Consider the following 22,888-nt stretch of genomic DNA (forward strand, 5'->3'; position numbering starts at 1 on the left):
AGGATCGATGCGGTCTCCAGCATCAATGCAGCCCCACAGGATCGATGCGGTCTCCAGCATCAATGCAGCCCCACAGGATCGATGCGGTCTCCAGCATCAATGCAGCCCCACAGGATCGATGCGGTCTCCAGCATCAATGCAGCCCCACAGGATCGATGCGGTTTCCAGCATCAATGCAATCCCACAGGATGGATGCGGTCTCCAGCATCAATGCAGGCCCACAGGATCGATGCGATCCCCATCTTCCATGCACCACCACAGGATGGATGCGGTCATTCTGTGGGAGCGGTCATCGGCCGCGAAAGCCTCACCGCGGTATCAGATCTGCGGCCCAGGCGTCGGTGCAGTGGTCACCACGGTGCCCTTGCCATTCTGCTCTTTCAACAGGTCACGAATTTCGCCCAACAGCAACTCTTCCTTGGAAGGCGCAGCAGGCGCCGCAGGCTTCTTCTCTTCCTGGTGACGCAGGCGGTTGATGGCCTTCACCCCCATGAAAATGGCAAACGCCACGATGATGAAGTCGATCACCGTCTGGATGAACTTGCCATAGGCCAACACCACCGCCGGCGCATCACCGACCGCCGCACGCAGCGTGATGGCCAGGTCGCTGAAGTCCACGCCACCGATCAGCAGCCCAAGTGGCGGCATGATCACATCGCCGACGAAAGATGAAACGATCTTGCCGAAAGCTGCACCGATGATGATACCAACGGCCATGTCGACTACATTGCCCTTGACCGCAAAGGCCTTGAATTCACTTAGCACGCTCATGAGGTTATTCCTTATTACAGATGAGGTTGGTCAACGCAGTCCAAGTCAGCGTATTGCTTCATTTTCCACGCCTGCTGCAAGGGACACAGCTGCGCCCGAGAAGTTTTGTCAAAGTACAGACTAGCCGTTTTTCCGCGCTGCAAGGGCTTGATTTACCCACTATTACAGCGCGCTCGATTATCATGAACGCACTTTTCGAACAGGAATTTTCATGGCCAAGGCTAAGCGCATGTACGGCTGCACCGAGTGCGGTGCGACGTTCCCCAAATGGGCCGGCCAATGCGGCGAATGCGGCGCCTGGAACACCCTGGTGGAAACGGTCATCGAAAGCGGCGCCGCCGCGCCGCCCAGCGGCCGCACCGGCTGGGCCGGGCAGCAGGCCCAGCTCAAGACACTGGCCGAAGTCAGCATCGAGGAGATCCCGCGCTTCTCGACCGCTTCCGCCGAACTGGACCGCGTGCTCGGCGGCGGCTTGGTCGATGGCTCGGTGGTGCTGATCGGCGGCGATCCGGGCATCGGCAAGTCGACCATCCTCCTGCAGACGCTGTGCAACATCGCCACGCGCATGCCCGCGCTGTACGTCACCGGCGAAGAGTCGCAGCAACAGGTCGCCATGCGTGCGCGGCGCCTGGGTCTGCCGCAGGACAAGCTCAAGGTGATGACCGAGACCTGCATCGAAACCATCATCGCCACCGCCAAGGTCGAGCACCCCAAGGTCATGGTGATCGACTCGATCCAGACCATCTTCACCGAAAACCTGCAGTCGGCGCCCGGCGGCGTGTCCCAAGTGCGTGAAAGCGCGGCGCTGCTGGTGCGCTACGCCAAGCAGAGCGGTACGGCCATCTTCTTGGTCGGCCACGTGACCAAGGAAGGCGCCCTGGCCGGTCCGCGCGTGCTCGAGCACATGGTCGACACCGTGCTGTACTTCGAAGGTGAATCCGATGGTCGTCTGCGCCTGCTGCGGGCCGTGAAGAATCGTTTCGGCGCGATCAACGAACTGGGCGTGTTCGGCATGACCGACAAGGGCTTGAAAGAAGTTTCCAACCCTTCGGCGATCTTTCTGACCCGAGCCCAGGAAGAAGTCCCCGGCAGCGTGGTCATGGCCACCTGGGAAGGCACCCGGCCGATGCTGGTGGAAGTGCAGGCGCTGGTCGACGACAGCCACCTTTCCAACCCCCGCCGGGTCACCCTGGGCCTGGACCAGAACCGCCTGGCCATGCTGCTGGCGGTGCTGCATCGGCACGGCGGCATCCCCACCCACGACCAGGACGTGTTCCTGAACGTGGTGGGCGGGGTGAAAGTGCTGGAAACCGCCTCCGACCTGGCGTTGCTCGCAGCGATCATGTCCAGCCTGCGCAATCGCCCGTTGCCTCACGACCTGCTGGTGTTCGGCGAAGTGGGTCTGTCCGGCGAGGTGCGCCCGGTTCCCAGTGGCCAGGAGCGGCTCAAGGAAGCGGCCAAGCACGGCTTCAAACGCGCCATCGTGCCCAAGGCCAACGCGCCGAAAGAGGCTCCGCCAGGGTTGCAGGTCATTGCCGTGACACGTCTGGAACAGGCGCTGGATGCCTTGTTCGAGTAGCGCGAACGCCGCAGTAGGCTAAGGTTGTTGGATGTCAGGACTTGCCCTATCGGAGCAGACGCTCCCACCGTTTCATTGTGGGAGCGGGTCTCTGCCCGCGAAGAGGCCAATCCTGCCTACAAAAACCGCACCTGCCCGAGGCTCTCGACCCATGCTCGTTCGCCCTTCCCGCATCACCGCAATCGCTGCAGCCTGCCTGTTCTCCCTTTCGACCCATGCCGCCGAGCTACCCGCCGCCGACCTCTACAAACAAGCCCAGGCCGAACAACCCAGCTACCTGGAGACGGTCAAGGAATTGGTTTCGGTCGACACCGGTACCGGCCAGGAAAAAGGCCTGGCGACGATCAGCGCGTTGCTCGTCAAGCGTCTCAAGGAGCTGGGCGCCACGGTCCAGACCACCCCGGCCACGCCGTCGGTAGGCGACAACATCGTCGGCACCTTCAAGGGCACCGGCAGCAAGAATTTCCTGCTCATGGTCCACTACGACACCGTGTTCGGCCCCGGCACTGCGGCCAAGCGCCCGTTCCGCACCGACCAGGAGCGGGCCTACGGCCCAGGTGTGGCCGATGCCAAGGGCGGGGTGGCGATGATCCTGCACGCGCTGAAACTGCTCAAGGCCCAGGGCTTTGATGGTTACGGCACGCTGACCGTACTGTTCAACCCGGACGAGGAAATGGGCTCGGCCGGCTCGAAAAAAGTCATCGCCGAACTGGCCGCTCAACACGACTACGTTTTTTCCTACGAACCGCCGAACAAGGACGCGGTGACCACCGCCACCAACGGCATCAACGGGTTGGTGCTGGAGGTCAAGGGGCGCTCGTCTCACGCCGGCTCCGCGCCGGAAGAGGGTCGCAATGCGCTTACCGAGCTGGCTCATCAGCTGGTCCAGCTCAAGGACCTGGGTGATCCCGACAAGGGCACCACCGTGAACTGGACCATGGCCAAGGCGGGCGAGAAACGCAACATCATCCCCGCCATCGCAACGGCCGAAGCCGACATGCGCTATTCGGACATCGAAGAGACCGACCGCGTGCTTGCCCAAGGTCAGCGCCTGATCCGCAAGCAACTGATCGACGAAACCCAGGTCAGCCTGCGCCTGGAGAAAGGCCGACCGCCCCTGGCCAAGAACAGTGGTTCCGAGCAGTTGGCCGGAGTGGCGCAGAAGGCCTACGCTGCGATCGACAAGTCCATCGAACCGATCGCCATGCGCTTCGGTACCGATGCCGGCTACGCCTACGTGCCCGGCAGCGACAAGCCTGCGGTGCTGGAAACCATGGGCGTGGTGGGCGCGGGGTTGCACGCCGATGACGAGTACATCGAACTCAATAGCATCGCGCCGCGGTTGTACCTGACGTTGTCGATGATTCGGAGTTTGTCGGCGCCGTGAGCCACTGCAGCGCTGGCGCTTGATAAAAGCGTCGGCGCTGCGACTTGCTCAACCCCCGACCGCACCCGTACTCTGAGGTCTTCTCAACGACAACGGAGCACGCCCCATGAACACTGCAGTGCCGGGCATGGGCCCCGTCAAGGCCGTCATCTTCGATATGGATGGCTTGCTGCTGAACACCGAGGGCATCTACACCGAAGTCACGCAGATGATTGCCGAGCGGTACGGCAAGGTCTTCGACTGGAGCATCAAGCAGAACACCATCGGCCTGGGTGCCAACGACCTGTCGACCTACATCGTCGAAACCCTGGGCCTGCCCCTGACGCCCGCCGAATTCATGGAAGCGCGCGCGCCGCTGATGGCCGAGCGCTTTCCCCATGCCCAGGCCATGGCCGGCGCCGAGGCACTGGTGCGGCATCTGAAGGCGCACAACATTCCGATCGCCGTGGGCACCAGTTCGTCCCGCGGGCATTTCGCGATGAAAACCACGTTGCATGAAGAGTGGTTCGCGCTGTTCGACACCATCGTCACCGCCGACGACCCGGAAGTGGGCGCGGCCAAGCCGGCGCCGGATATCTTCCTGGTCGCGGCCAAGCGCCTGGGCGTGGAGCCCAAGGACTGCCTGGTGTTCGAGGACTCACCCTTCGGCGTCACCGCCGCCAAGGCCGCCGGCATGTTCGCCGTCGCCGTCCCCGATGCCGCCATGGCCCCGGAGCGCTACCACCACGCCGATGATCGGTTGCAGAGCCTACTGGGCTTCGACCCCGCCCAATGGGGCCTGCCGGCTCACCTGGTGTAGTCCCGTTCCCACAGGGCGGAATTCACCTGTGACCGTACCTGTGGGAGCGGTCATCGGCCGCGAAAGCCGCACCGCGATCTGCCTGATACACCGCATTACTCCCTCGCGGCCACAGACCGCTCCCACATATGCACGACCAATGCGCGGCTGTAGAGCAGTGCGGTCCGGAAAGCTCTCTCAAACCTCCAACAACGCCCCTAACTCCCGCTCCAGCTCCTCGGGGTCGCCCAGGTTGAGCTCTATCAACCGCCGCAGGTGGCTGATCGAATCCAGGCCGATATGGGTGCACACGAAACCCAGCTGCCCATGGTCGTCATGGGCCAGCTTGACCTCCATCACCACATCTTCCTGCGGCCCCAGCTTCACATCCACATTGAACGGCTTGCCAGCATCGCCCAGCCAGGGCGACGGCTTTTCGATCAGCAGTCCCTTCAGCGACAGGTCGAGCAGCTTCACCTGCCAGCGCTCGGTGCCCTGGCGCAATTCGGTCTTGGCGTCGAAAGCGATGCGCTTGAAACGTCGGCGTTCGGTAGGGGTTTGCGTCATGGTCGGGTCCTCGAGTTTTGCTGGACTATAGCGCAGTGGCTCGGAGCCAGCAGCAAACCTCTGCGAACCTTGCGCTATGCGCCGCTCTAGACCAACGTGGGGATGGCCATCGGACAAAAAATCGCTAGACTCGGTAAGGCTGACACTCATCCACTGAGCTGGAAACAATAATATGAAAAACAATAGCAGTGCGTTCCGCCACGTTCCGTGGCTGATCGTGGCGATCATTGGTGCCTGTGCCCTGGGCGTCGTTGCACTTCGTCGCGGTGAAGCAATCAACGCGTTATGGATCGTCGTCGCGGCCGTGGCCATCTACCTGGTCGCCTACCGCTACTACAGCCTGTTCATCGCCAACCACGTCATGCAGCTCGACCCGCGCCGCGCCACGCCCGCGGTGCTCAACAACGACGGTCTGGACTACGTCCCGACCAACAAGCACATCCTCTTCGGTCACCACTTTGCCGCCATCGCCGGTGCAGGCCCTCTGGTCGGCCCGGTACTCGCCGCGCAGATGGGCTATCTGCCCGGCACGCTGTGGCTGATCGCCGGCGTGGTGCTGGCCGGCGCCGTGCAGGACTTCATGGTGCTGTTCCTCTCCACCCGCCGCAACGGCCGCTCGCTGGGCGACATGGTGCGCGAGGAAATGGGCCGCATTCCCGGCACCATTGCCCTGTTCGGTTGCTTCCTGATCATGATCATCATCCTCGCCGTGCTGGCGCTGATCGTGGTCAAGGCGCTCGCCGAAAGTCCGTGGGGCATCTTCACGGTCATGGCCACCATTCCCATCGCGATGTTCATGGGCGTGTACATGCGCTACATCCGCCCGGGCCGCATTGGTGAAATCTCCATCATCGGCGTGGCCTTGCTGCTGCTGTCGATCTACCTGGGTGGGCAGGTTGCCGCCGATCCGGTCTGGGCCAAGGCCTTCACCTTCACCGGTGTGCAGATCGTCTGGATGCTGATCGGCTATGGCTTCGTTGCCGCCGTGCTGCCCGTGTGGCTGATTCTGGCCCCGCGCGACTACCTGTCCACCTTCCTCAAGATCGGCACCATCATCGCCCTGGCCATCGGTATCCTGGTGACCATGCCGGAACTGAAGATGCCTGCGCTGACCCAGTTCACCGACGGCACTGGCCCGGTATGGAAGGGCGGTCTGTTCCCGTTCCTGTTCATCACCATCGCCTGCGGCGCGGTGTCGGGTTTCCACGCACTGATCTCCTCGGGCACCACGCCCAAGCTGCTGGACAACGAAACCAATGCCCGCTACATCGGCTACGGCGGCATGTTGATGGAGTCGTTCGTGGCCATCATGGCCATGGTTGCCGCTTCGGTCATCGAGCCGGGTGTGTACTTCGCCATGAACAGCCCGGCCGCAGTGGTCGGTACCGACGTGGTCGCAGTGGCCACGGCCGTCAGCAGCTGGGGCTTCGCCATCACGCCGGAAGCGCTGCAGGCGGTGGCCCATGACATCGGCGAGACCACCATCCTGGCGCGCGCCGGTGGTGCCCCGACGCTGGCCGTGGGTATCGCGCAGATCCTGCACTCGGTGCTGCCGGGTGAAAACACCATGGCCTTCTGGTACCACTTCGCGATCCTGTTCGAAGCGCTGTTCATTCTGACCGCCGTGGATGCCGGCACCCGTGCCGGCCGTTTCATGCTCCAGGACCTGCTCGGCTCGTTCGTTCCGGCGCTCAAGCGCACCGAGTCCTGGACTGCCAACGTCATTGCCACCGCCGGTTGTGTGGCACTGTGGGGCTGGTTGCTGTACCAGGGCGTGATCGATCCGCTGGGTGGTATCAATACCCTGTGGCCGCTGTTCGGCATCTCCAACCAGATGCTGGCCGGTATCGCCCTGATGCTCGCCACCGTCGTGCTGATCAAGATGAAGCGCCAGCGCTACATCTGGGTCACCATGCTGCCGGCCGTGTGGCTGCTGATCTGCACCACTACCGCAGGGTTCATCAAGCTGTTCGACGCCAACCCGGCGGTTGGCTTCCTCGCGCTGGCCAACAAGTACAGCAATGCCCTGGCCCAGGGTCAGGTCATCGCGCCGGCCAAGAGCGTAGAGCAGATGCAGCACGTGATCTTCAACGCCTACACCAACGCAACCCTGACCGTACTGTTCCTGCTGGTGGTCTTCAGCATCCTGTTCTTCGCCCTGAAGGTCGGCGTCGCCGCCTGGGGCAAGAAGGAACGTACCGACAAGGAAGCACCGTTCCAGCCGTTCCCCAATGCGTGATGACCGAGGACTGCCGCCATGTTCAACGACCTGAGCAAGTTGGGAAAATATCTGGGACAGGCGGCACGTCTGATGGTGGGCATGCCGGACTACGACAATTACGTCGAGCACATGCAGACCAAGCACCCGGACAAGCCGATGATGGACTACGAGGCGTTCTTCCGCGAACGCCAGGAGGCCAGGTACGGCGGCAAGGGTGGGCCCAAGTGCTGTTGAGGCAGGCCATCTCGTAGAGATGTGTCTTGAGTGATGGCCCTTTCGCGGCCACTGGCCGCTCCTACATGTGATCGAATATCCCTGTAGGAGCGGCCAGTGGCCGCGAAGAGGCCATTTGCATTTAAATGATTGTGGAGCCAACAACCTTGCCCGAAGCCGCCCCCCCCATTCCCGTCACCATCCTCAGCGGCTTTCTCGGCGCCGGCAAGACCACCTTGCTGCGCCACATGCTCAAAGCCGAACACGGCCTGAAGATCGCCGTGATCGAGAACGAATTCAGCGACGCCGACATCGACACCCAGTTGCTGGGCGACGAACCCGTGCAAATCATGACCCTGGCCAATGGCTGCGTGTGCTGCACCATCCACACCGACCTGACCAAGGCGCTGTACCTGCTGCTCGAACGCCTGGACAATGGCCAGATCGCCTTCGATCGTCTGGTCATCGAATGCACCGGCCTGGCCGACCCCGCGCCGGTCGCCCAGACCTTTTTCATCGACGAAGAGCTGCGCGAGCGCTACATCCTGGATGGCATCCTCACCCTGGTGGACGCCGCCAATGCCGGCATTCACCTGGCCCAGACCATTGCCCAGGCTCAAGTAGGCTTTGCCGACCGGCTGTTGCTCAGCAAGACCGATCTGGTCGAGCCCTCGGTGGTTGAAGAGCTCAGCGAGCGCCTGACCCGCATCAACCGCCGTGCGCCGATCCGTGTGGTCGAACACGGTCGCATCGATCTGGCGGAGCTGCTCGATGTGCGTGGCTTCAATCTCAATGCCGGCCTGGCGTTGCGCCCGGTCAACCAGGGGCCCAGCGTGGACCGCATCGCCAGCCTGGTGCTGCGCACCGACAAGCCGTTGGACATCGATCGGCTGAGCAGCTTCATGAACGAACTGCTGGAAGAGCACGGCAAGCAGTTGCTGCGCTACAAGGGCGTATTGAACATAGCAGGGGAAGAACGACGCCTGGTGTTCCAGGGCGTATTGAAGCTCTACGGCTTCGACTGGGACACCGAATGGGCCCCGGGGGAGGTACGCGAAAGCGTGATGGTGTTCATTGCCGATGATCTACCCGAAGCCAAGATCCGCACCGGGTTCGACCAGCTCTGAATCCCACGTACCCGACACACCGCGGCGACGCCGGACGCGGCTCGCGCCGCTGCTACAGAGGGCGACGCTGGACGCGGCTACAAAATGATGCGATCCCTGTAGCAGCGGCGCAAGCCGCGTCGGCGGTCCCGCGCAGTATCTGACACAACGCGGTGCAACCAAACGCAAGCTTAACGCACCCCCTGTAGCAGCGGCGCAAGCCGCGTCGGCGATCCCCGCGAAATATCTGACACAACGCGGTGAAGCCCGACGCGGCTTGCACCGCTGCTACAAGAACGCCGTCGGCTTTTACGCCGAATAAACCGGCAGCTTGGCGCAGATGGCCTGGACCTTCTGGCGCACGGCATCGATCACTGCTTCATTGTTCAGATCAGCCAGAATGTCGCAGATCCAGCCGGCCAGTTCCTGGCACTCGGCTTCCTTGAAACCACGAGTGGTCACAGCAGGCGTACCAAAGCGCAGGCCGGAGGTCACGAACGGCGAGCGAGGATCGTTGGGCACCGAGTTCTTGTTGACGGTGATGAATGCCTTGCCCAGCGCCGCGTCTGCGTCCTTGCCGGAAATGTCCTGCTTGATCAGCGACAGCAGGAACAGATGGTTCTCGGTACCACCGGAAACCACGTCGAAACCACGGTCGATGAACACCTTGGCCATGGCCTGGGCGTTCTTCACGACCTGCTGCTGGTAGGTCTTGAATTCAGGCTGCAGCGCTTCCTTGAAGCACACGGCCTTGGCGGCAATGACGTGCTCCAGCGGGCCACCCTGGGCACCTGGGAACACCGCCGAGTTGAGCTTCTTCTCGATCTCGGCATTGGCACGCGCCAGAATCAGGCCGCCACGAGGGCCGCGCAGGGTCTTGTGGGTGGTGGTGGTGACCACGTCGGCGAACGGCACCGGGTTGGGGTACACGCCGGCGGCAACCAGGCCGGCCACGTGGGCCATGTCAACGAACAGGTAGGCACCGACCTTGTCGGCGATTTCACGGAAGCGCGGGAAGTCGAGGATCTGCGAGTAGGCGGAGAAACCGGCCACGATCATCTTCGGCTTGTGCTCCAGAGCCAGGCGCTCGACTTCGTCGTAGTCGATCAGGCCCTGGGCATCGATGCCGTACTGGACGGCGTTGTACAGCTTGCCCGACGAAGAAACGCTGGCGCCGTGGGTCAGGTGACCGCCGTGGGCCAGGCTCATGCCCAGGATGGTATCGCCCGCCTGCAGCAGGGCCAGGTAGACCGCGCTGTTGGCTTGCGAACCGGCGTGCGGCTGGACGTTGGCGTAGTCGGCGCCGAACAGCTCCTTGGCGCGGTCGATGGCCAGCTGCTCGATCACGTCGACGAACTCGCAGCCGCCGTAGTAGCGCTTGCCCGGATAGCCTTCGGCGTACTTGTTGGTCAGCACCGAGCCCTGGGCTTCCATCACAGCGGGACTGGTGTAGTTTTCCGAGGCAATCAGCTCGATGTGATCTTCCTGGCGCTGGGCTTCTTGCTCCATGGCGGCAAAGAGATCGGCATCGTACTTGGCGAGTGTCTGGCTACGGCTGAACATGGCGGTCCTCAAGGATCGGGATGTTGGGAAAGGCGAGCATTCTACCCCATCGGCTTTTGTCTGGCATATGAAAGGCAGTCATTGCCTGGACAAGCGGGCTTCATGTCCGCTCCCACCTGGGCATAGCGGGGGAGCGGTCAGTGGCCGCGAAAAGGGCGCCGCGGTTTTTTTGATACACCGCATGTACCCTTCGCGGCCACAGACCGCTCCCACCGGGCCCGGATGGGATCACTGAAACAGAAACAGTGCGTCGTTGCTGAATTGCGCTTCGAAACGATGGGCCTGCATCGGTCGGCCGAACAGGTAGCCCTGGACCTCGTCGCAACCATGCTCGCGAAGAAACTCCAGCTGCTCGTGGGTCTCCACGCCTTCGGCGATCACCGACAGGTTCAGGCTGTGCGCCATGGCAATGATCGCCCGGGCGATCTGCGCATCCTGTTCGCCCGAAGGCAGGCCGTCGACGAAGGTGCGGTCGATCTTCAGCACATCGATGGGGAACTGCTTGAGGTAGTTGAGCGACGAATACCCGGTACCGAAATCGTCGATGGCGATGCTCAGGCCCAGGTTTTTCAAGGTGTCGAGAATAACCAGGGCCTCGTTGACTTCGCGCATCAGAATGCTTTCGGTCAACTCCAGCTCCAGGCAAGCCGGCGGCAGGCCGATGCTTTCCAACGTTCGGGCGATGCGCTTGCCCAGCTGGCCATCGGCGAACTGCCGCGCGGAAATGTTCACCGACACCTTGGGCACCCGCACCTTGGCCACATGCCAGGCCTTGAGCTGCCGGCAAGCCTCGGCCAGCACCCAGTCGCCGACATCCACCACCAGCCCCAGCTCCTCGAGCACCGGAATGAATTCGCCCGGCGGCACCAGGCCACGCCGCGGGTGGTTCCAGCGCAACAAGGCTTCGGCACCGGTCAGGCGTTTGCCGTCGCCGCTGAACTGCGGCTGGTAGTACAGCACGAACTCTTCCTGCTCCAGGGCGTGGCGCAAGTCGCTTTCCAGCTCCAGACGCTCCAGCGCGGTGGCATTCATGTCCGCCTGGTAGAACTGGAAGTTGTTCTTGCCGCGCTCCTTGGCGTGGTACATCGCGGTGTCGGCGTTCTTCATCAGCTGGCTCAGCTCGCCGCCATCCTGCGGGCTCAAGGCAATGCCCACGCTGGCCGTGACGAAGAACTCGCGGCCTTCCAGCACGAAGGGTTTCACCAGGCTGCCGAGAATCTGCTCTGCCACATGAATGGCCTGGTTCAAGGCCAGCTCGCGGGTCGCGCGTGGTTGCAGCAGCAGGGTGAACTCGTCGCCACCCATGCGCGCCACCGTGTCGTCGTCGTCGACGCAGCCCAGCAGGCGCGTGGCCATGTCCTTGAGCATGCGGTCACCGGCAGCGTGGCCGAGGGAATCGTTGATCGGCTTGAAGCGGTCGAGGTCGAGGAACATCAGCACCACCCAAGACTGCTGGCGCTCGGCCTGCTGCAGGGCGTTGTACAGGCGATCCTGGAACAGCGTGCGGTTGGGCAGGTGGGTCAACGCATCGTAGTAGGCCAGGCGATGAATGCGCTGCTCGCTGGCCTTGCGCTCGCTGATGTCGCTGAAGAAGCACACGTAGCTGGCCAAGTCGCCTTCGTCGTCGAGCACCGCCGTGATGCCGACCCACGCCGGGTAGTGCTCGCCGTTGCGCCGCTTGAGCCAGACTTCGCCTTCCCAGGTACCGCGCAGTTGCAGTTGCTTGAGCACGTAGCGCAGGTGGGCTTCCTGCTGGTCGTCCACGGTCAGCATGTTCGGCAGCTGGTCGAGCACCTGGGCCACGGCATAACCGCTGACGCGGCTGAAGGCTTCGTTGGCCTGCACGATGTAGCCGGCCGGGTCGGTGATGAGGATCGCTGATGTCGAGTGCTCGAATACCGTGGCCGCCATGCGCAGGTCCTTTTCGGCCCGACGCTGCTGGCTGACGTCGCGTCCCACGCCCAGGATGCCTTCGAACATACCCTGGGCGTCCCAGATCAACACCAGGCGCAGCTCGATGGGGATCTTGCGACCATCGTGGCGCAGGCAGTCGAACATGAAGACCTGCGTCTTCAGGTCGCTGCGCAGGGCAGCCAGCTCGGCCGGCGCGTGCAGGGCCTGATGCACCTGGGCCAACAGCGCATTGATACCCGTCATCTGTGCGGGATTGGCCAGCATGCTCTGCCAGCCGTTCTGCAGCACCCAGTCCGCATCGAAACCCAGCACGGTCTGCACCGAGGGGCTGACGTAGTTCAGCTCCAGGCGATTGTTGGTCGAAAAGATCACGTCACTGATGCTCTCGGCAAGCATGCGATGGCGTTTTTCGCTCTGGCGCAGCGATTCGCTCGCCGTCCGATGGCTGGTGACGTCGGTAATACTGAGAATGACCGCATGGTAGTCCTCGGCGCGTTCGGGAAAGCGGACCGTTACCCACAGGTACTGATCCTGGCCTTGCTGGTTGTCCAGACGGATTTCCAGATCCAGCTGCTGTTGGCGCTCGAGCAGGGCGGCGATCAACTGATAGCCGATGCCCGCGTCCTGGTCCGTACAGCTTTCGATCAGCTTGCGCCACGCCTGTTCGCTGGTGTGCACCTGCAACACTCGCAAGGCAACGTGGTTAACCTCGGTAACGCGCAGCGCCTGCAGCAGGTCCTGATGCAGCGCCGGATTGTCCTGCAGCCACTGCGCCAGATCGGTGTGCGCGCTTAACCCAAAGCGCTCGAACAACGCCAGCACGCCCGACAGGTCGAGCACACACAGCGCCACCCCGGCGCCTTCGAAGATGTCCTGATAGCGGCGACGCTCTTCGTTGAGTTCACGCTGGCGGCGGCGCATGCTCAACAGCGCCAGCAATGGCACCAGCGACACCAGCAGGCCCAGCAGGCATTTGCCTATCAAAGGTGGCAGCAGTGCCAAACGCGCCTGCCTTGCATCGAACAGGCTGCGCAGTTGCCAGTCGCTGTGGCTCAGTTGGGTGACCAGCACGCTCTGGTCGAGCTCGGTGGCGCTCAGTTCGGAGACGCCGAGCGGGGCAGGGCCGGCGCGGCCGATGACGTGCTTGTCCGCGTGGTTTTCCAATACCCAACTGGGGTTCTGCTCGCGCTCGACCTGATGGATGAGCCGGCCGATGACGATCGGGTTCATGCGCAGCAGCCAGTAGCCATTGGTGTTTTCGCCAGGCTGGCGGATCAACAGGTAGACCAGGTCGGCGGCCGGGCTGTTGGTGTAGTAGTGGCTGTCACCATCCAGGCGGCTTACCAGCGTGGTGATGAACGCCTCGTCGTCCACTTGCGCCAGGGTATCGGCGATGACTCGTGCATCGCCGCTGAGCCAGGCCAGGCTTTGCAGTTCGGGCACCGAGCGCTGCACGCGGCCCAGGGTTTCGGCGCGTTCCCGGGCGCTGGGGAAGGGCTGGGTGGTGAGCAACTGGTTGAGCACGATCTGCGCGTTGAGCGCCATGTTCAGATTGACGTGATCGGCCAGGTCCGCGCTGTAGTCGATGCTGTGCTGACGCTGGTCGGCCTGGGTGCGCTGGAACTGGTCGAACAACTGCCAGAACAGCAGCATCAGCAGCATCAGGACCAGAAACGCCAGCGCGCCCTTCAACGAGCCGTGTAGCGGAGTACCTGACCCTTGGACAGGCGGGCGCAAGGAGGACGGCTGATTGAGATTGGACAAGCTGAACATCCTGCGATATGACAGTCGGGGGCAGGCATAGGCGTGTGCCCGAACATGGGCACATGAATCATGCGTGTTACACCTCGCACTATAAGCTGTAGCCCCCGAGGCCGGCTAGGCTTCTGTCGCGGCGGGGTGGTGCCAGGCGCACCCCATGGACCACCGACGCGGCTCGCGCCGCTGCTACAACGCCCAAACTATCCCTGTAGCAGCGGCGCAAGCCGCGTCCGCAGGCACTGCGGTATTACGCCATAATCCGTGGCCGCCGAGTGCTATTGCTGAGGTGCGCACCGGTTTGCCCTGACTCCCGCATTCCGGTAGCTTTGAACACCTTGCGGGGGCCCAAGCTTCCATCCTCTATCTCGCACCTTCTTTATCCAGGTTCATTCCATGGCTCAATACGTCTACACCATGCATCGGCTGAGCAAAGTCGTTCCGCCGAAGCGGGAAATCCTCAAGAACATCTCGTTGTCCTTTTTCCCCGGCGCCAAGATCGGCGTGCTCGGCCTGAACGGCTCGGGCAAATCTACCCTGCTCAAGATCATGGCCGGTGTCGACAAGGAATTCGACGGCGAAGCACGCCCCATGCCCGAGCTCAACGTCGGTTACCTGCCCCAGGAACCGCAACTGGACCCGACCAAGACCGTGCGCGAAGTGGTCGAGGAAGCGGTCAGCGTGATCAAGGACGCCCAGGCCCGCCTGGACGAAGTCTACGCCGCCTACGCCGAGCCCGATGCCGACTTCGACAAGCTGGCCGCCGAACAGGCCAAGCTGGAGTCCATTCTGCAAGCCAGCGACGGCCACAACCTGGAACGTCAGCTGGAAGTCGCCGCCGACGCCCTGCGCCTGCCGGCCTGGGACGCCAAGATCGAGCACCTGTCCGGTGGTGAGAAACGCCGCGTGGCCCTCTGCCGCCTGCTGCTCTCGGCCCCCGACATGCTGCTGCTCGACGAACCAACCAACCACCTGGACGCCGACTCGGTGGCCTGGCTGGAGCACTTCCTGCACGACTTCCCCGGCACTGTGGTCGCGATTACCCACGACCGTTACTTCCTCGACAACGTCGCCGGCTGGATCCTCGAACTCGACCGCGGCGCCGGCATTCCCTACGAGGGTAACTATTCGGGTTGGCTCGAAGCCAAATCCGACCGCCTGGCCCAGGAATCCAAGCAGCAGTCGGCCCATGAAAAGGCCATGAAGGAAGAGTTGGAATGGGTGCGCAAGGGCGCCAAGGCCCGCCAGTCGAAATCCAAGGCCCGCCTGCAGCGTTTCGAAGAAATGCAGTCCCAGGAATTCCAGAAGCGGTCGGAAACCAACGAGATCTACATCCCGGCCGGTCCGCGCCTGGGTGACAAGGTCATCGAATTCAAGAACGTCACCAAGGGCTACGGCGACCGCGTGCTGATCGACAATCTGTCGTTCGCCATGCCCAAGGGCGCGATCGTCGGCGTCATCGGTGGTAACGGTGCGGGTAAATCGACCCTGTTCCGCATGCTCATGGGCAAGGAACAGCCGGATTCGGGCTCCATCGAAATCGGTGAGACCGTACAACTGGCCTGTGTCGACCAGAGCCGTGACGACCTGGACGGCAGCAAGTCGGTGTTCCAGCAGATCTCCGACGGCTCCGACCAGATCCGCATCGGCAACTACGAGATCCCTTCACGCACCTACGTGGGCCGCTTCAACTTCAAGGGCGGCGATCAACAGAAGTTCGTCAAGGACCTCTCGGGCGGTGAACGTGGCCGCCTGCACCTGGCGTTGACCTTGAAGGAGGGTGGCAACGTCCTGCTGCTCGACGAACCGTCCAACGACCTCGACGTGGAAACCTTGCGTTCCCTGGAAGAAGCCCTGCTGGACTTCCCAGGCGCGGCCATCGTGATCTCTCACGATCGCTGGTTCCTGGACCGCGTGGCCACGCACATCCTGGCCTACGAGGATGACTCCCAGGCGGTGTTCTTCGAAGGCAACTACACCGAGTACGAAGCCGATCGCAAGAAGCGCCTGGGTGAAGCGGCTGCCCAACCGCACCGGGTTCGTCACAAGAAGCTGGCGTAAACGAAAATGGGGCCCCGCAAAGGGCCCCATTTTTTTGTCCGGCAAATGTAGGCGATCGGTGGCTCAGGGGCCTGTCTGAATGCCCATGATTTCCACGGTCAGATCGCCTGCGGGGCGCCGCCATACTCGCTCTTCACCGACTTCCGCACCCAACAGCGCGCGCCCCAGGGGCGAAGCCCAGTTGATCAGTCCAACGCCTGCGTCGGCTTGGTCTTCACCCACCAGGCATACGCGCTGCTCATCACCTTGCTCATCGGCAAAGGTCACCCAACTGCCGATCTGCACCTTTGCCGTGGACGTGATGGGTGCGACTACCTGCGCATGCTGCAAGCGATGCTGGTAGTAACGCATGTCCCGTTCCAGATCGGCCATGCGCTGGCGGTCGGCGCGCTCACCCATGGCCGATTGCTCGGCCTGCAATATTTGTACTTCGGTAACCCGCGCCTGCAGTTGGGCCAGCCCGCTGGCGGTCACGTAATTGGGCTGGGTGCTGATCAGGCGTTCTACGGGTTGAGTCGCCTGGGCGGCGGCGTGGTCTTCATTGACGAATGCCCTGCTCATGATAGTCCTCCCTTATGGGCGGTGTCGGTCGCCCCGAATGCAGGAGTGCCGCGAATCCAATGACAGCATGTGACTTGAACCCATGTCGCAAGCCAGCATGACTCCTACAGTTACCACTGCTTGTAGAAGTTAGGCCGCAATATCCAGTCATAGTTGCATTCGACGCCGTCGTACCCAGGACCGCTGGGCAGAAGTACCTACGAGATAAATAGCCTGGTGCATCTGACTAGTAGTGGTACCACTTGACCTCGAGCATGACCTCGTTGCGCGGCGAGCTCATATGGCTGAAGTCACGCTGGGCACTCAAGCGCAGCCCCAGGTTGCGGGAAACCTCCCACTGCTGGTTCAGACTCAGGCTGCGACGCACCTCGCCGTTGGTAAAATAGTCACCCTTGCCTTCGAGGCTGAAATTACCCAGCGCGTTCTTCCACAGCACACCGCTGTTGAACCCCGCTGCCGGCGCCACGAACTGCGCGAAGTCATTGTTATGCTCCACCCGCACAGTGCCCAGGGCAAAGCCCAGCATGTGCTCGCTCAGCTGCCAGGTGCCGCCTGCGCCGCCGTTGACATGGGACACCAGGTTTTCGTCGCCATGCTTGCCCAGCACTCGTTCCAGACCGCCCGTGACCTGCCAGGACAGCGGCTGCAACAGCTCGTTGCGCGGTGTCAGCGAGCGGATGGTGGCCAGATCCAATTGCTGCACCTGCCATTTGTTGCCTTCGTACTGACGCACTTTCAGGCCGAGAATCTCGATCTGTGCGCCCAGCGGGAATCCTTCGGCGTTGTCGTTGAGATCGTGATACGCCATGCGCAGACCGTACTCGGCAAACGCGGTATCGCCACGGGTGCCAACGCCCGCGCTCCAGGTACGCGACTGGTGGCCGTCTTCGGGCAAGCCGGGGCGGTCGATGGCCAGCGGCGGTGGCGGATTGCGATTGATCGCACGCAGCAGTTGGAAGCTGCGCTGGGTCCGCGCCGGGTCGCGCTCCTGGCCGGTGGCGCGGTAGCGCTCCAGCCGAAACGCGGCATCCTGGATCAATGCCTGGCGGTCCCTGCCCAAGGCCTGGAAGCCTTCGCTGTCGATCTGCGCCGTGTCGGCGGCGATCTTCTGCACCCACTGCTGCTCGTTGCTGTCGAGCGGTTTGGCGCGCTCGAGCAGCTCCCGCTCGCGGGAAGCGCGGTAATCGATCTTCTCGACCAGGCCGGCCGCCTTCACTGCCTTGACCGTGTCGGTAGGAATGGCCGTCAGCGGAAACTGCGAAGTGAGGTCGAGCCCGGGACGGGCCACCTGAAGCAGTTCGAGCAGGCGATAGGAGCAGTTTTCGTCGAAGAAGAAATAATCGAACTGCACCTGCTTGAGTTCCCACACGTGCTCGACCATGCGTCCGGTCTCTTCAGGCGTGAGGTTGAGCCGGTACTCCCACAGGTCACGGTTTTCCAGGCTGCGGTACTCGGAAAGCTTTTCCTGATAGGGCACCAGGGCGAACAAGCCCGGATAACCTCCGGCGAGACCTTTCCAGGCATAGAGAATGCTGTTGTCGCCACCTTCGACATAGGCGCCGAAGTTGATCGCATAGCTGAGCAATGCGGTGTTGTTGCTCTGCACATCGGCCTGATCGATGCGCAGCAAGGTGTGCCCGAACATCGATGATGGGCTGTTCAGGTACGCGGCCGGGAAGATCAACACGGCGCTGTGGGGCGCAACGTCGGAGATCCACTTGCTGAATTCGGCACAGTCCACGTTCGGCAAGTCGGTCAACCCAAGCTGCTCGCGCAACCAGCGGGTACGCGCAGGAAATACGCACTGCGCATGCTTGTCGCCGCTGGCCGCAGGCGCGTAGATGGCCTGCAGCGTGGCCTGCAGTTCGGCATCGGGATGGTGCGCGCCATCCTCGGCCAGAAAGAATTTGCGGTCATCGACATAGCTGCGCCAGCCGCCGAGCTTGCCGCGCTCGTAATGGCCGACGGAAATCCAGTAGGGCTCGTTCGCTAGCTGTTGCAGACGCTGGGCGTCGATGTGTGGAGCGGCGTGCAGCGGGGCGCACACACAGAGCGCCAGGAAGGCAAGGCGTTTGAGCATGGTCGGCAACTAGTTCGGCGAAATCGGAAGGGGGATGCCCGCTCCGAAAGGAGCGGGCGGGTCGAGCTTAAGCCTGGGTGGCGTATTTGGCCAGACGTGGATCGTTTTTCAGGACAGCGATGGTGTTGCTGTGTACGTCTTCAGCGGTGCTGTCAGCGCTGCTGAAGATCTGCTGGAAGTGCTCGTGGGTGACCGACTGGAAGTAGGCACGGTCTTCAGGAGCGACGCCCAGTACCACGGCATAGGTGGTCAGTGCTTCGCCTTGGCCCTTGGCCATGTCTTCGGACAGCTCGTCCATCATGCCATTCATGGCAATCCAGGATTTACCGCCGTAGGTCAGTGCCGCGTTGGTCGAGCAGCCGTTGGTGCCCGAGGTCATGCCGAAGGTGGCGTTACCCGAAGTGCCGTTGGTGGTGGAAGCCAGGAAGTGCGCAGGCGTGCCGCGCTGGCCTTCGAACAACATGTTGCCCCAACCGCAATCCGGACCGCCGGGCGCTTGCGCCATGGCGTTGATCGAGACGGCGGCGAACAGAGTACCCAGCAGAATCCGTTTCATAGCGTTGTTCTCTTTTTGATGTGCTTACTGAGGGTCTAATGCCTGGAGAACCAGGACGGGTCGGTTATTGGGCCGACCGCGTAACTTGGAGTTTAGGCAAGCGTTGCAGTTCCGCACGAAATGAGTAACTTGCAGCCTGCGCGACAAGGCCCCGCTGCAGCTTGCGCCGTCGCCACAGAAGCGCCCAGAATGACCGCATCTGTCCCGCCGAAGTAAGGATGCCCGATGCCCGATTCCGTAGCTGCCAGCCTGCGTCTTGCACCCGAAGCACTGACCCGCCCGTTCTCCGCTGAACAGTTCAACTTCACTACCACCAACGACCTGGAGCCCTTTCGTGGCGTCCTGGGCCAGGAGCGCGCCGTCGAGGCCTTGCAGTTCGGCGTCGCCATGCCTCGCCCCGGCTACAACGTATTCGTCATGGGCGAGCCCGGCACCGGCCGCTTCTCGTTCGTCAAACGCTACCTCAAGGCCGAAGGCAAGCGCCTGCAGACCCCGGCCGACTGGGTCTACGTCAACAACTTCGACGAGCCGCGCGAACCCCGCGCCCTCGAACTGCCGCCCGGCAGCGCCGGCGCCTTCATCGGCGACATCGGTGCACTCATCGACAACCTGCTGGCGACCTTTCCGGCGGTGTTCGAGCACCCGTCCTACCAGCAACGCAAGAGCGCCATCGACCGTGCGTTCAATCAGCGCTATGACCGCGCCCTGGATGTGATCGAAAAGCTGTCGCTGGAAAAGGACATCGCGCTGTACCGCGACAGCAGCAACATCGCCTTTACCCCGATGCTCGACGGCAAGGCCCTGGACGAAGCCGAATTCGCCCAGTTGCCCGAGGCCGATCGCGAGCGTTTCCACACCGACATATCGAACCTGGAAGAGCGCCTCAATGAGGAGCTGGCGAGCCTGCCGCAATGGAAGCGCGAATCGAGCAACCAGTTGCGTCAGCTCAACGAAGAGACCATTACCCTGGCCTTGCAGCCACTGTTGGCGCCGTTGTCGGAAAAGTATGCCGAGAACGCTGCGGTCTGCGGCTACCTGCAGGCCATCCAGGTCAACCTGCTCAAGACCGTGGTCGAGCAACTGGTCGACGACAGCAAGGCCGACGCCCAGGCGCGCAAGTTGCTGGAAGAGCAGTACAGCCCCAGCTTGGTAGTGGGTCATCACCAGAGCGGCGGCGCGCCGGTGGTGTTCGAACCGCACCCCACCTACGACAACCTGTTCGGCCGCATCGAATACAGCACCGATCAGGGCGCGCTCTACACCACCTACAAGCAGCTGCGCCCTGGCGCGCTGCACCGTGCCAACGGTGGCTTCCTGATCCTGGAAGCCGAGAAGATGCTCGGCGAGCCCTTCGTCTGGGATGCGCTCAAGCGCGCCTTGCAATCACGAAAGCTGAAGATGGAGTCGCCACTGGGCGAGTTCGGCCGCCTGGCCACCGTCACCCTGACACCGCAGATGATTCCGTTGCAGGTCAAGGTCATCATCATCGGCGCTCGCCAGCTTTACTACGCGCTGCAGGACCACGATCCCGACTTCCAGGAGATGTTTCGCGTGCTGGTCGACTTCGACGAAGACATCCCCATGGTCGACGAGAGCCTGGAGCAGTTCGCCCAGTTGCTCAAGACGCGCACCTCGGAGGAGGGCATGGCGCCACTGACCGGTGATGCCGTAGCGCGTCTGGCCACCTACAGCGCTCGCCTGGCGGAAAACCAGGGGCGTCTGTCGGCGCGCATCGGCGATCTGTTCCAACTGGTCAGCGAGGCGGACTTCATCCGTCACCTGGCCAACGAAGAACGCACCGACGCCGGCCACATCGAGCGTGCGCTCAAGGCCAAGGCCACGCGTACCGGTAGGGTCTCGGCGCGCATCCTAGACGACATGCTGGCCGGCATCATCCTGATCGACACCACCGGGGCTGCGGTGGGCAAGTGCAACGGGCTGACGGTACTGGAGGTGGGCGATTCGGCGTTCGGTGTACCGGCGCGTATTTCGGCCACGGTGTACCCGGGCGGCAGTGGCATCGTCGACATCGAACGCGAGGTCAACCTGGGCCAGCCGATCCACTCCAAGGGCGTGATGATTCTCACCGGCTACCTGGGCAGTCGCTACGCGCAGGAGTTTCCCCTGGCCATTTCGGCGAGCATCGCATTGGAGCAATCCTACGGATATGTGGATGGCGACAGCGCCTCCCTCGGCGAAGCCTGCACCCTGATTTCGGCATTGTCGAAGATGCCGCTCAAGCAGTGTTTCGCGATCACTGGCTCGATCAACCAGTTTGGCGAAGTGCAGGCCGTGGGCGGGGTCAACGAGAAGATCGAAGGCTTCTTCCGTCTGTGCGAGGCCCGTGGCCTGACCGGCGAGCAGGGCGCGATCATTCCCCAGGCCAACGTGGCCACCTTGATGCTCGACGAAAAGGTCTTGCAGGCGGTGCGCGACGGCAAATTCCACGTCTACGCCGTGCGCCAGGCCGACGAGGCGCTGAGCTTGCTGGCAGGCGAGCCTGCCGGCGAGCCTGACGAGAACGGCGAGTTTCCCGAGGGCAGCATCAACGCCCGTGTAGTGGAACGCTTGCGGGTGATCGCTGAAATGATCAGCGAAGAAGACTTCAAGGAAGCCGAGAAAGAGCACGCCCTGGAAGAGCTCGTCGAAGTTCGGCCGACGGTGTAGATGCTGGAGGGGTCGCTCGTTGCAGGCCAGTCGATGGGTGTATGAGCCACCCGTCAGCTGGCCTGTGGCCACCTGAGAATACCTTCTATGCTCGAATCATGGCCCTCACGCGTCGTTCCGAACACGAGGGCCGGTGGTGTCTGTCCGAGGAGGGTGGCCATGGCCCGCAGCCTGAGCCTCAACCGTCAATGTCTGGGCCTGATGACCCGGATCGAATGCAGCGTCCGCCCGCTGGCGGGAGACAACGGCCTGTGGACCTTGCTGTTCGCTGCCGGGATGGCAGGTGAGCAACCCTCCGCGCTCAAGGCCCAGGGACCTTTTCATGGCCCGCTGGCCGCCGAAACGGTGCTCGACGCCATTGTCGAAAGCCTGACCCTGCACGGCTACACCCTCAGCGATGATCCACAGGCCTGGGCACTGCATCTGCAACGCCAGTTGCGCGCTATCAACGGTCAGCGCGGCACGCGCAGCGTTCGTTGCCAGTTTCCGGAACATTGACCTGTCTGTATTGCGAACGACTGCGACACACCGTCGCACGTCGTGCTTTGTCATGGGCGTGGCTATAATCGGCTCCAATTTCCACCACCCTGTGAGCCTCAATGGAACGCTTCATCGAAAAAACCATGTACGCCTCGCGCTGGCTGCTGGCGCCCATCTACGTCGGCCTGTCGTTGGGACTGCTGGCACTGGCCCTGAAATTCTTCCAGGAAATCTTCCACGTCCTGCCCAACATCTTCGCCATGGCCGAATCGGAAGTGATTCTGGTCCTGCTTTCGCTCATCGACATGGCACTGGTGGGTGGCCTGCTGGTGATGGTGATGATTTCCGGCTACGAAAACTTCGTTTCGCAGCTGGACATCGAAGAGGGCGTCGAGAAGCTCAGCTGGCTGGGCAAGATGGATTCGTCTTCGCTGAAGATGAAGGTTGCGGCCTCGATCGTGGCGATTTCCTCCATCCACCTGCTGCGCGTGTTCATGGATGCCAAGAACATCGAACCGCAGTACCTGATGTGGTACGTGATCATCCACATGACCTTCGTCATTTCGGCTTTCGCCATGGGCTATCTGGACAAGCTGACCAAGCACTGACCACACCTGTGGCATGCG

17 protein-coding genes are annotated in these 22,888 nt (G+C 62.5%); 10 read left to right on the forward strand and 7 right to left on the reverse strand.

What is annotated here, in order from left to right:
- Positions 1-318 precede the first annotated feature (318 nt).
- A complete protein-coding gene (gene mscL, locus LT40_RS19305; protein ID WP_052393482.1) occupies positions 319-771 on the reverse strand; it encodes a large-conductance mechanosensitive channel protein MscL in 453 nt (150 codons plus the stop codon).
- 211 nt (positions 772-982) lie between these two features.
- Between mscL and radA the strand changes: the two genes are divergently transcribed.
- From radA to LT40_RS19320, 3 genes are all read left to right on the forward strand, one after another.
- Positions 983-2,350 carry a DNA repair protein RadA gene (gene radA / locus LT40_RS19310; protein WP_043192781.1) on the forward strand — a complete coding sequence of 456 codons (1,368 nt, stop codon included), beginning with the start codon at positions 983-985 and terminating at the stop codon, positions 2,348-2,350.
- Positions 2,351-2,501: 151 nt separating this feature from the next.
- Positions 2,502-3,737, forward strand: a complete 1,236-nt coding sequence (locus LT40_RS19315; RefSeq protein ID WP_043192782.1) for a M20/M25/M40 family metallo-hydrolase — start codon at positions 2,502-2,504, stop codon at positions 3,735-3,737.
- Positions 3,738-3,843: 106 nt separating this feature from the next.
- A complete protein-coding gene (locus LT40_RS19320) occupies positions 3,844-4,536 on the forward strand; it encodes an HAD-IA family hydrolase (protein ID WP_043192783.1) in 693 nt (230 codons plus the stop codon).
- A gap of 177 nt (positions 4,537-4,713) precedes the next feature.
- On the opposite strand, the gene LT40_RS19325 is transcribed toward LT40_RS19320, so the two are convergent.
- Positions 4,714-5,082, reverse strand: coding sequence for a PilZ domain-containing protein (locus LT40_RS19325; protein WP_043192784.1), 369 nt, complete (start codon positions 5,080-5,082; stop codon positions 4,714-4,716).
- Between the two features lie 172 nt (positions 5,083-5,254).
- On the opposite strand from LT40_RS19325, the gene LT40_RS19330 reads away from it, so the two are divergent.
- From LT40_RS19330 to yjiA, 3 genes are all read left to right on the forward strand, one after another.
- Complete coding sequence (locus LT40_RS19330; RefSeq protein ID WP_043192785.1) at positions 5,255-7,321, forward strand: carbon starvation CstA family protein; 2,067 nt, start codon at positions 5,255-5,257, stop codon at positions 7,319-7,321.
- A gap of 18 nt (positions 7,322-7,339) precedes the next feature.
- Positions 7,340-7,537 (forward strand): YbdD/YjiX family protein, encoded by a 198-nt coding sequence (locus LT40_RS19335; protein ID WP_043192786.1) that lies wholly within the window; start codon positions 7,340-7,342, stop codon positions 7,535-7,537.
- A 146-nt stretch (positions 7,538-7,683) separates the two neighbouring features.
- The gene (gene yjiA, locus LT40_RS19340; RefSeq protein WP_237749271.1) at positions 7,684-8,643 is read left to right on the forward strand and encodes a GTPase; all 960 of its coding nucleotides are present in this window, start codon (positions 7,684-7,686) and stop codon (positions 8,641-8,643) included.
- 288 nt (positions 8,644-8,931) lie between these two features.
- Here yjiA and glyA read toward each other — a convergent pair whose 3' ends face one another.
- Together glyA and LT40_RS19350 are read right to left on the reverse strand one after the other, a co-directional pair.
- Complete coding sequence (gene glyA / locus LT40_RS19345) at positions 8,932-10,185, reverse strand: serine hydroxymethyltransferase (protein WP_043192788.1); 1,254 nt, start codon at positions 10,183-10,185, stop codon at positions 8,932-8,934.
- A 228-nt stretch (positions 10,186-10,413) separates the two neighbouring features.
- A complete protein-coding gene (locus LT40_RS19350; protein ID WP_043192789.1) occupies positions 10,414-13,863 on the reverse strand; it encodes a sensor domain-containing protein in 3,450 nt (1,149 codons plus the stop codon).
- Between the two features lie 390 nt (positions 13,864-14,253).
- Between LT40_RS19350 and ettA the strand changes: the two genes are divergently transcribed.
- Positions 14,254-15,918 (forward strand): energy-dependent translational throttle protein EttA, encoded by a 1,665-nt coding sequence (ettA, locus tag LT40_RS19355; RefSeq protein WP_043192790.1) that lies wholly within the window; start codon positions 14,254-14,256, stop codon positions 15,916-15,918.
- A gap of 63 nt (positions 15,919-15,981) precedes the next feature.
- On the opposite strand, the gene LT40_RS19360 is transcribed toward ettA, so the two are convergent.
- The 3 genes from LT40_RS19360 to LT40_RS19370 all read right to left on the reverse strand — a co-directional run bounded on the left by LT40_RS19360 (position 15,982) and on the right by LT40_RS19370 (position 19,115).
- Positions 15,982-16,479, reverse strand: a complete 498-nt coding sequence (locus LT40_RS19360; protein ID WP_043192791.1) for a GreA/GreB family elongation factor — start codon at positions 16,477-16,479, stop codon at positions 15,982-15,984.
- A gap of 226 nt (positions 16,480-16,705) precedes the next feature.
- Positions 16,706-18,559, reverse strand: a complete 1,854-nt coding sequence (locus tag LT40_RS19365) for an Lnb N-terminal periplasmic domain-containing protein (RefSeq protein ID WP_043192792.1) — start codon at positions 18,557-18,559, stop codon at positions 16,706-16,708.
- 67 nt (positions 18,560-18,626) lie between these two features.
- Positions 18,627-19,115 carry a DUF3015 domain-containing protein gene (locus LT40_RS19370; RefSeq protein ID WP_043192793.1) on the reverse strand — a complete coding sequence of 163 codons (489 nt, stop codon included), beginning with the start codon at positions 19,113-19,115 and terminating at the stop codon, positions 18,627-18,629.
- Positions 19,116-19,340: 225 nt separating this feature from the next.
- On the opposite strand from LT40_RS19370, the gene LT40_RS19375 reads away from it, so the two are divergent.
- The 3 genes from LT40_RS19375 (at position 19,341) to LT40_RS19385 (ending at position 22,870) form a co-directional block, all read left to right on the forward strand.
- Entirely contained in the window at positions 19,341-21,782 is a 2,442-nt protein-coding gene (locus LT40_RS19375; protein ID WP_043192794.1) for a Lon protease family protein, read from the forward strand.
- A 159-nt stretch (positions 21,783-21,941) separates the two neighbouring features.
- The gene (locus tag LT40_RS19380; protein WP_043192795.1) at positions 21,942-22,280 is read left to right on the forward strand and encodes a PA4575 family protein; all 339 of its coding nucleotides are present in this window, start codon (positions 21,942-21,944) and stop codon (positions 22,278-22,280) included.
- Positions 22,281-22,381: 101 nt separating this feature from the next.
- Entirely contained in the window at positions 22,382-22,870 is a 489-nt protein-coding gene (locus LT40_RS19385) for a TIGR00645 family protein (protein ID WP_043192796.1), read from the forward strand.
- Positions 22,871-22,888: the final 18 nt, after the last annotated feature.

Source organism: Pseudomonas rhizosphaerae (assembly GCF_000761155.1).
Taxonomy (GTDB): domain Bacteria; phylum Pseudomonadota; class Gammaproteobacteria; order Pseudomonadales; family Pseudomonadaceae; genus Aquipseudomonas; species Aquipseudomonas rhizosphaerae.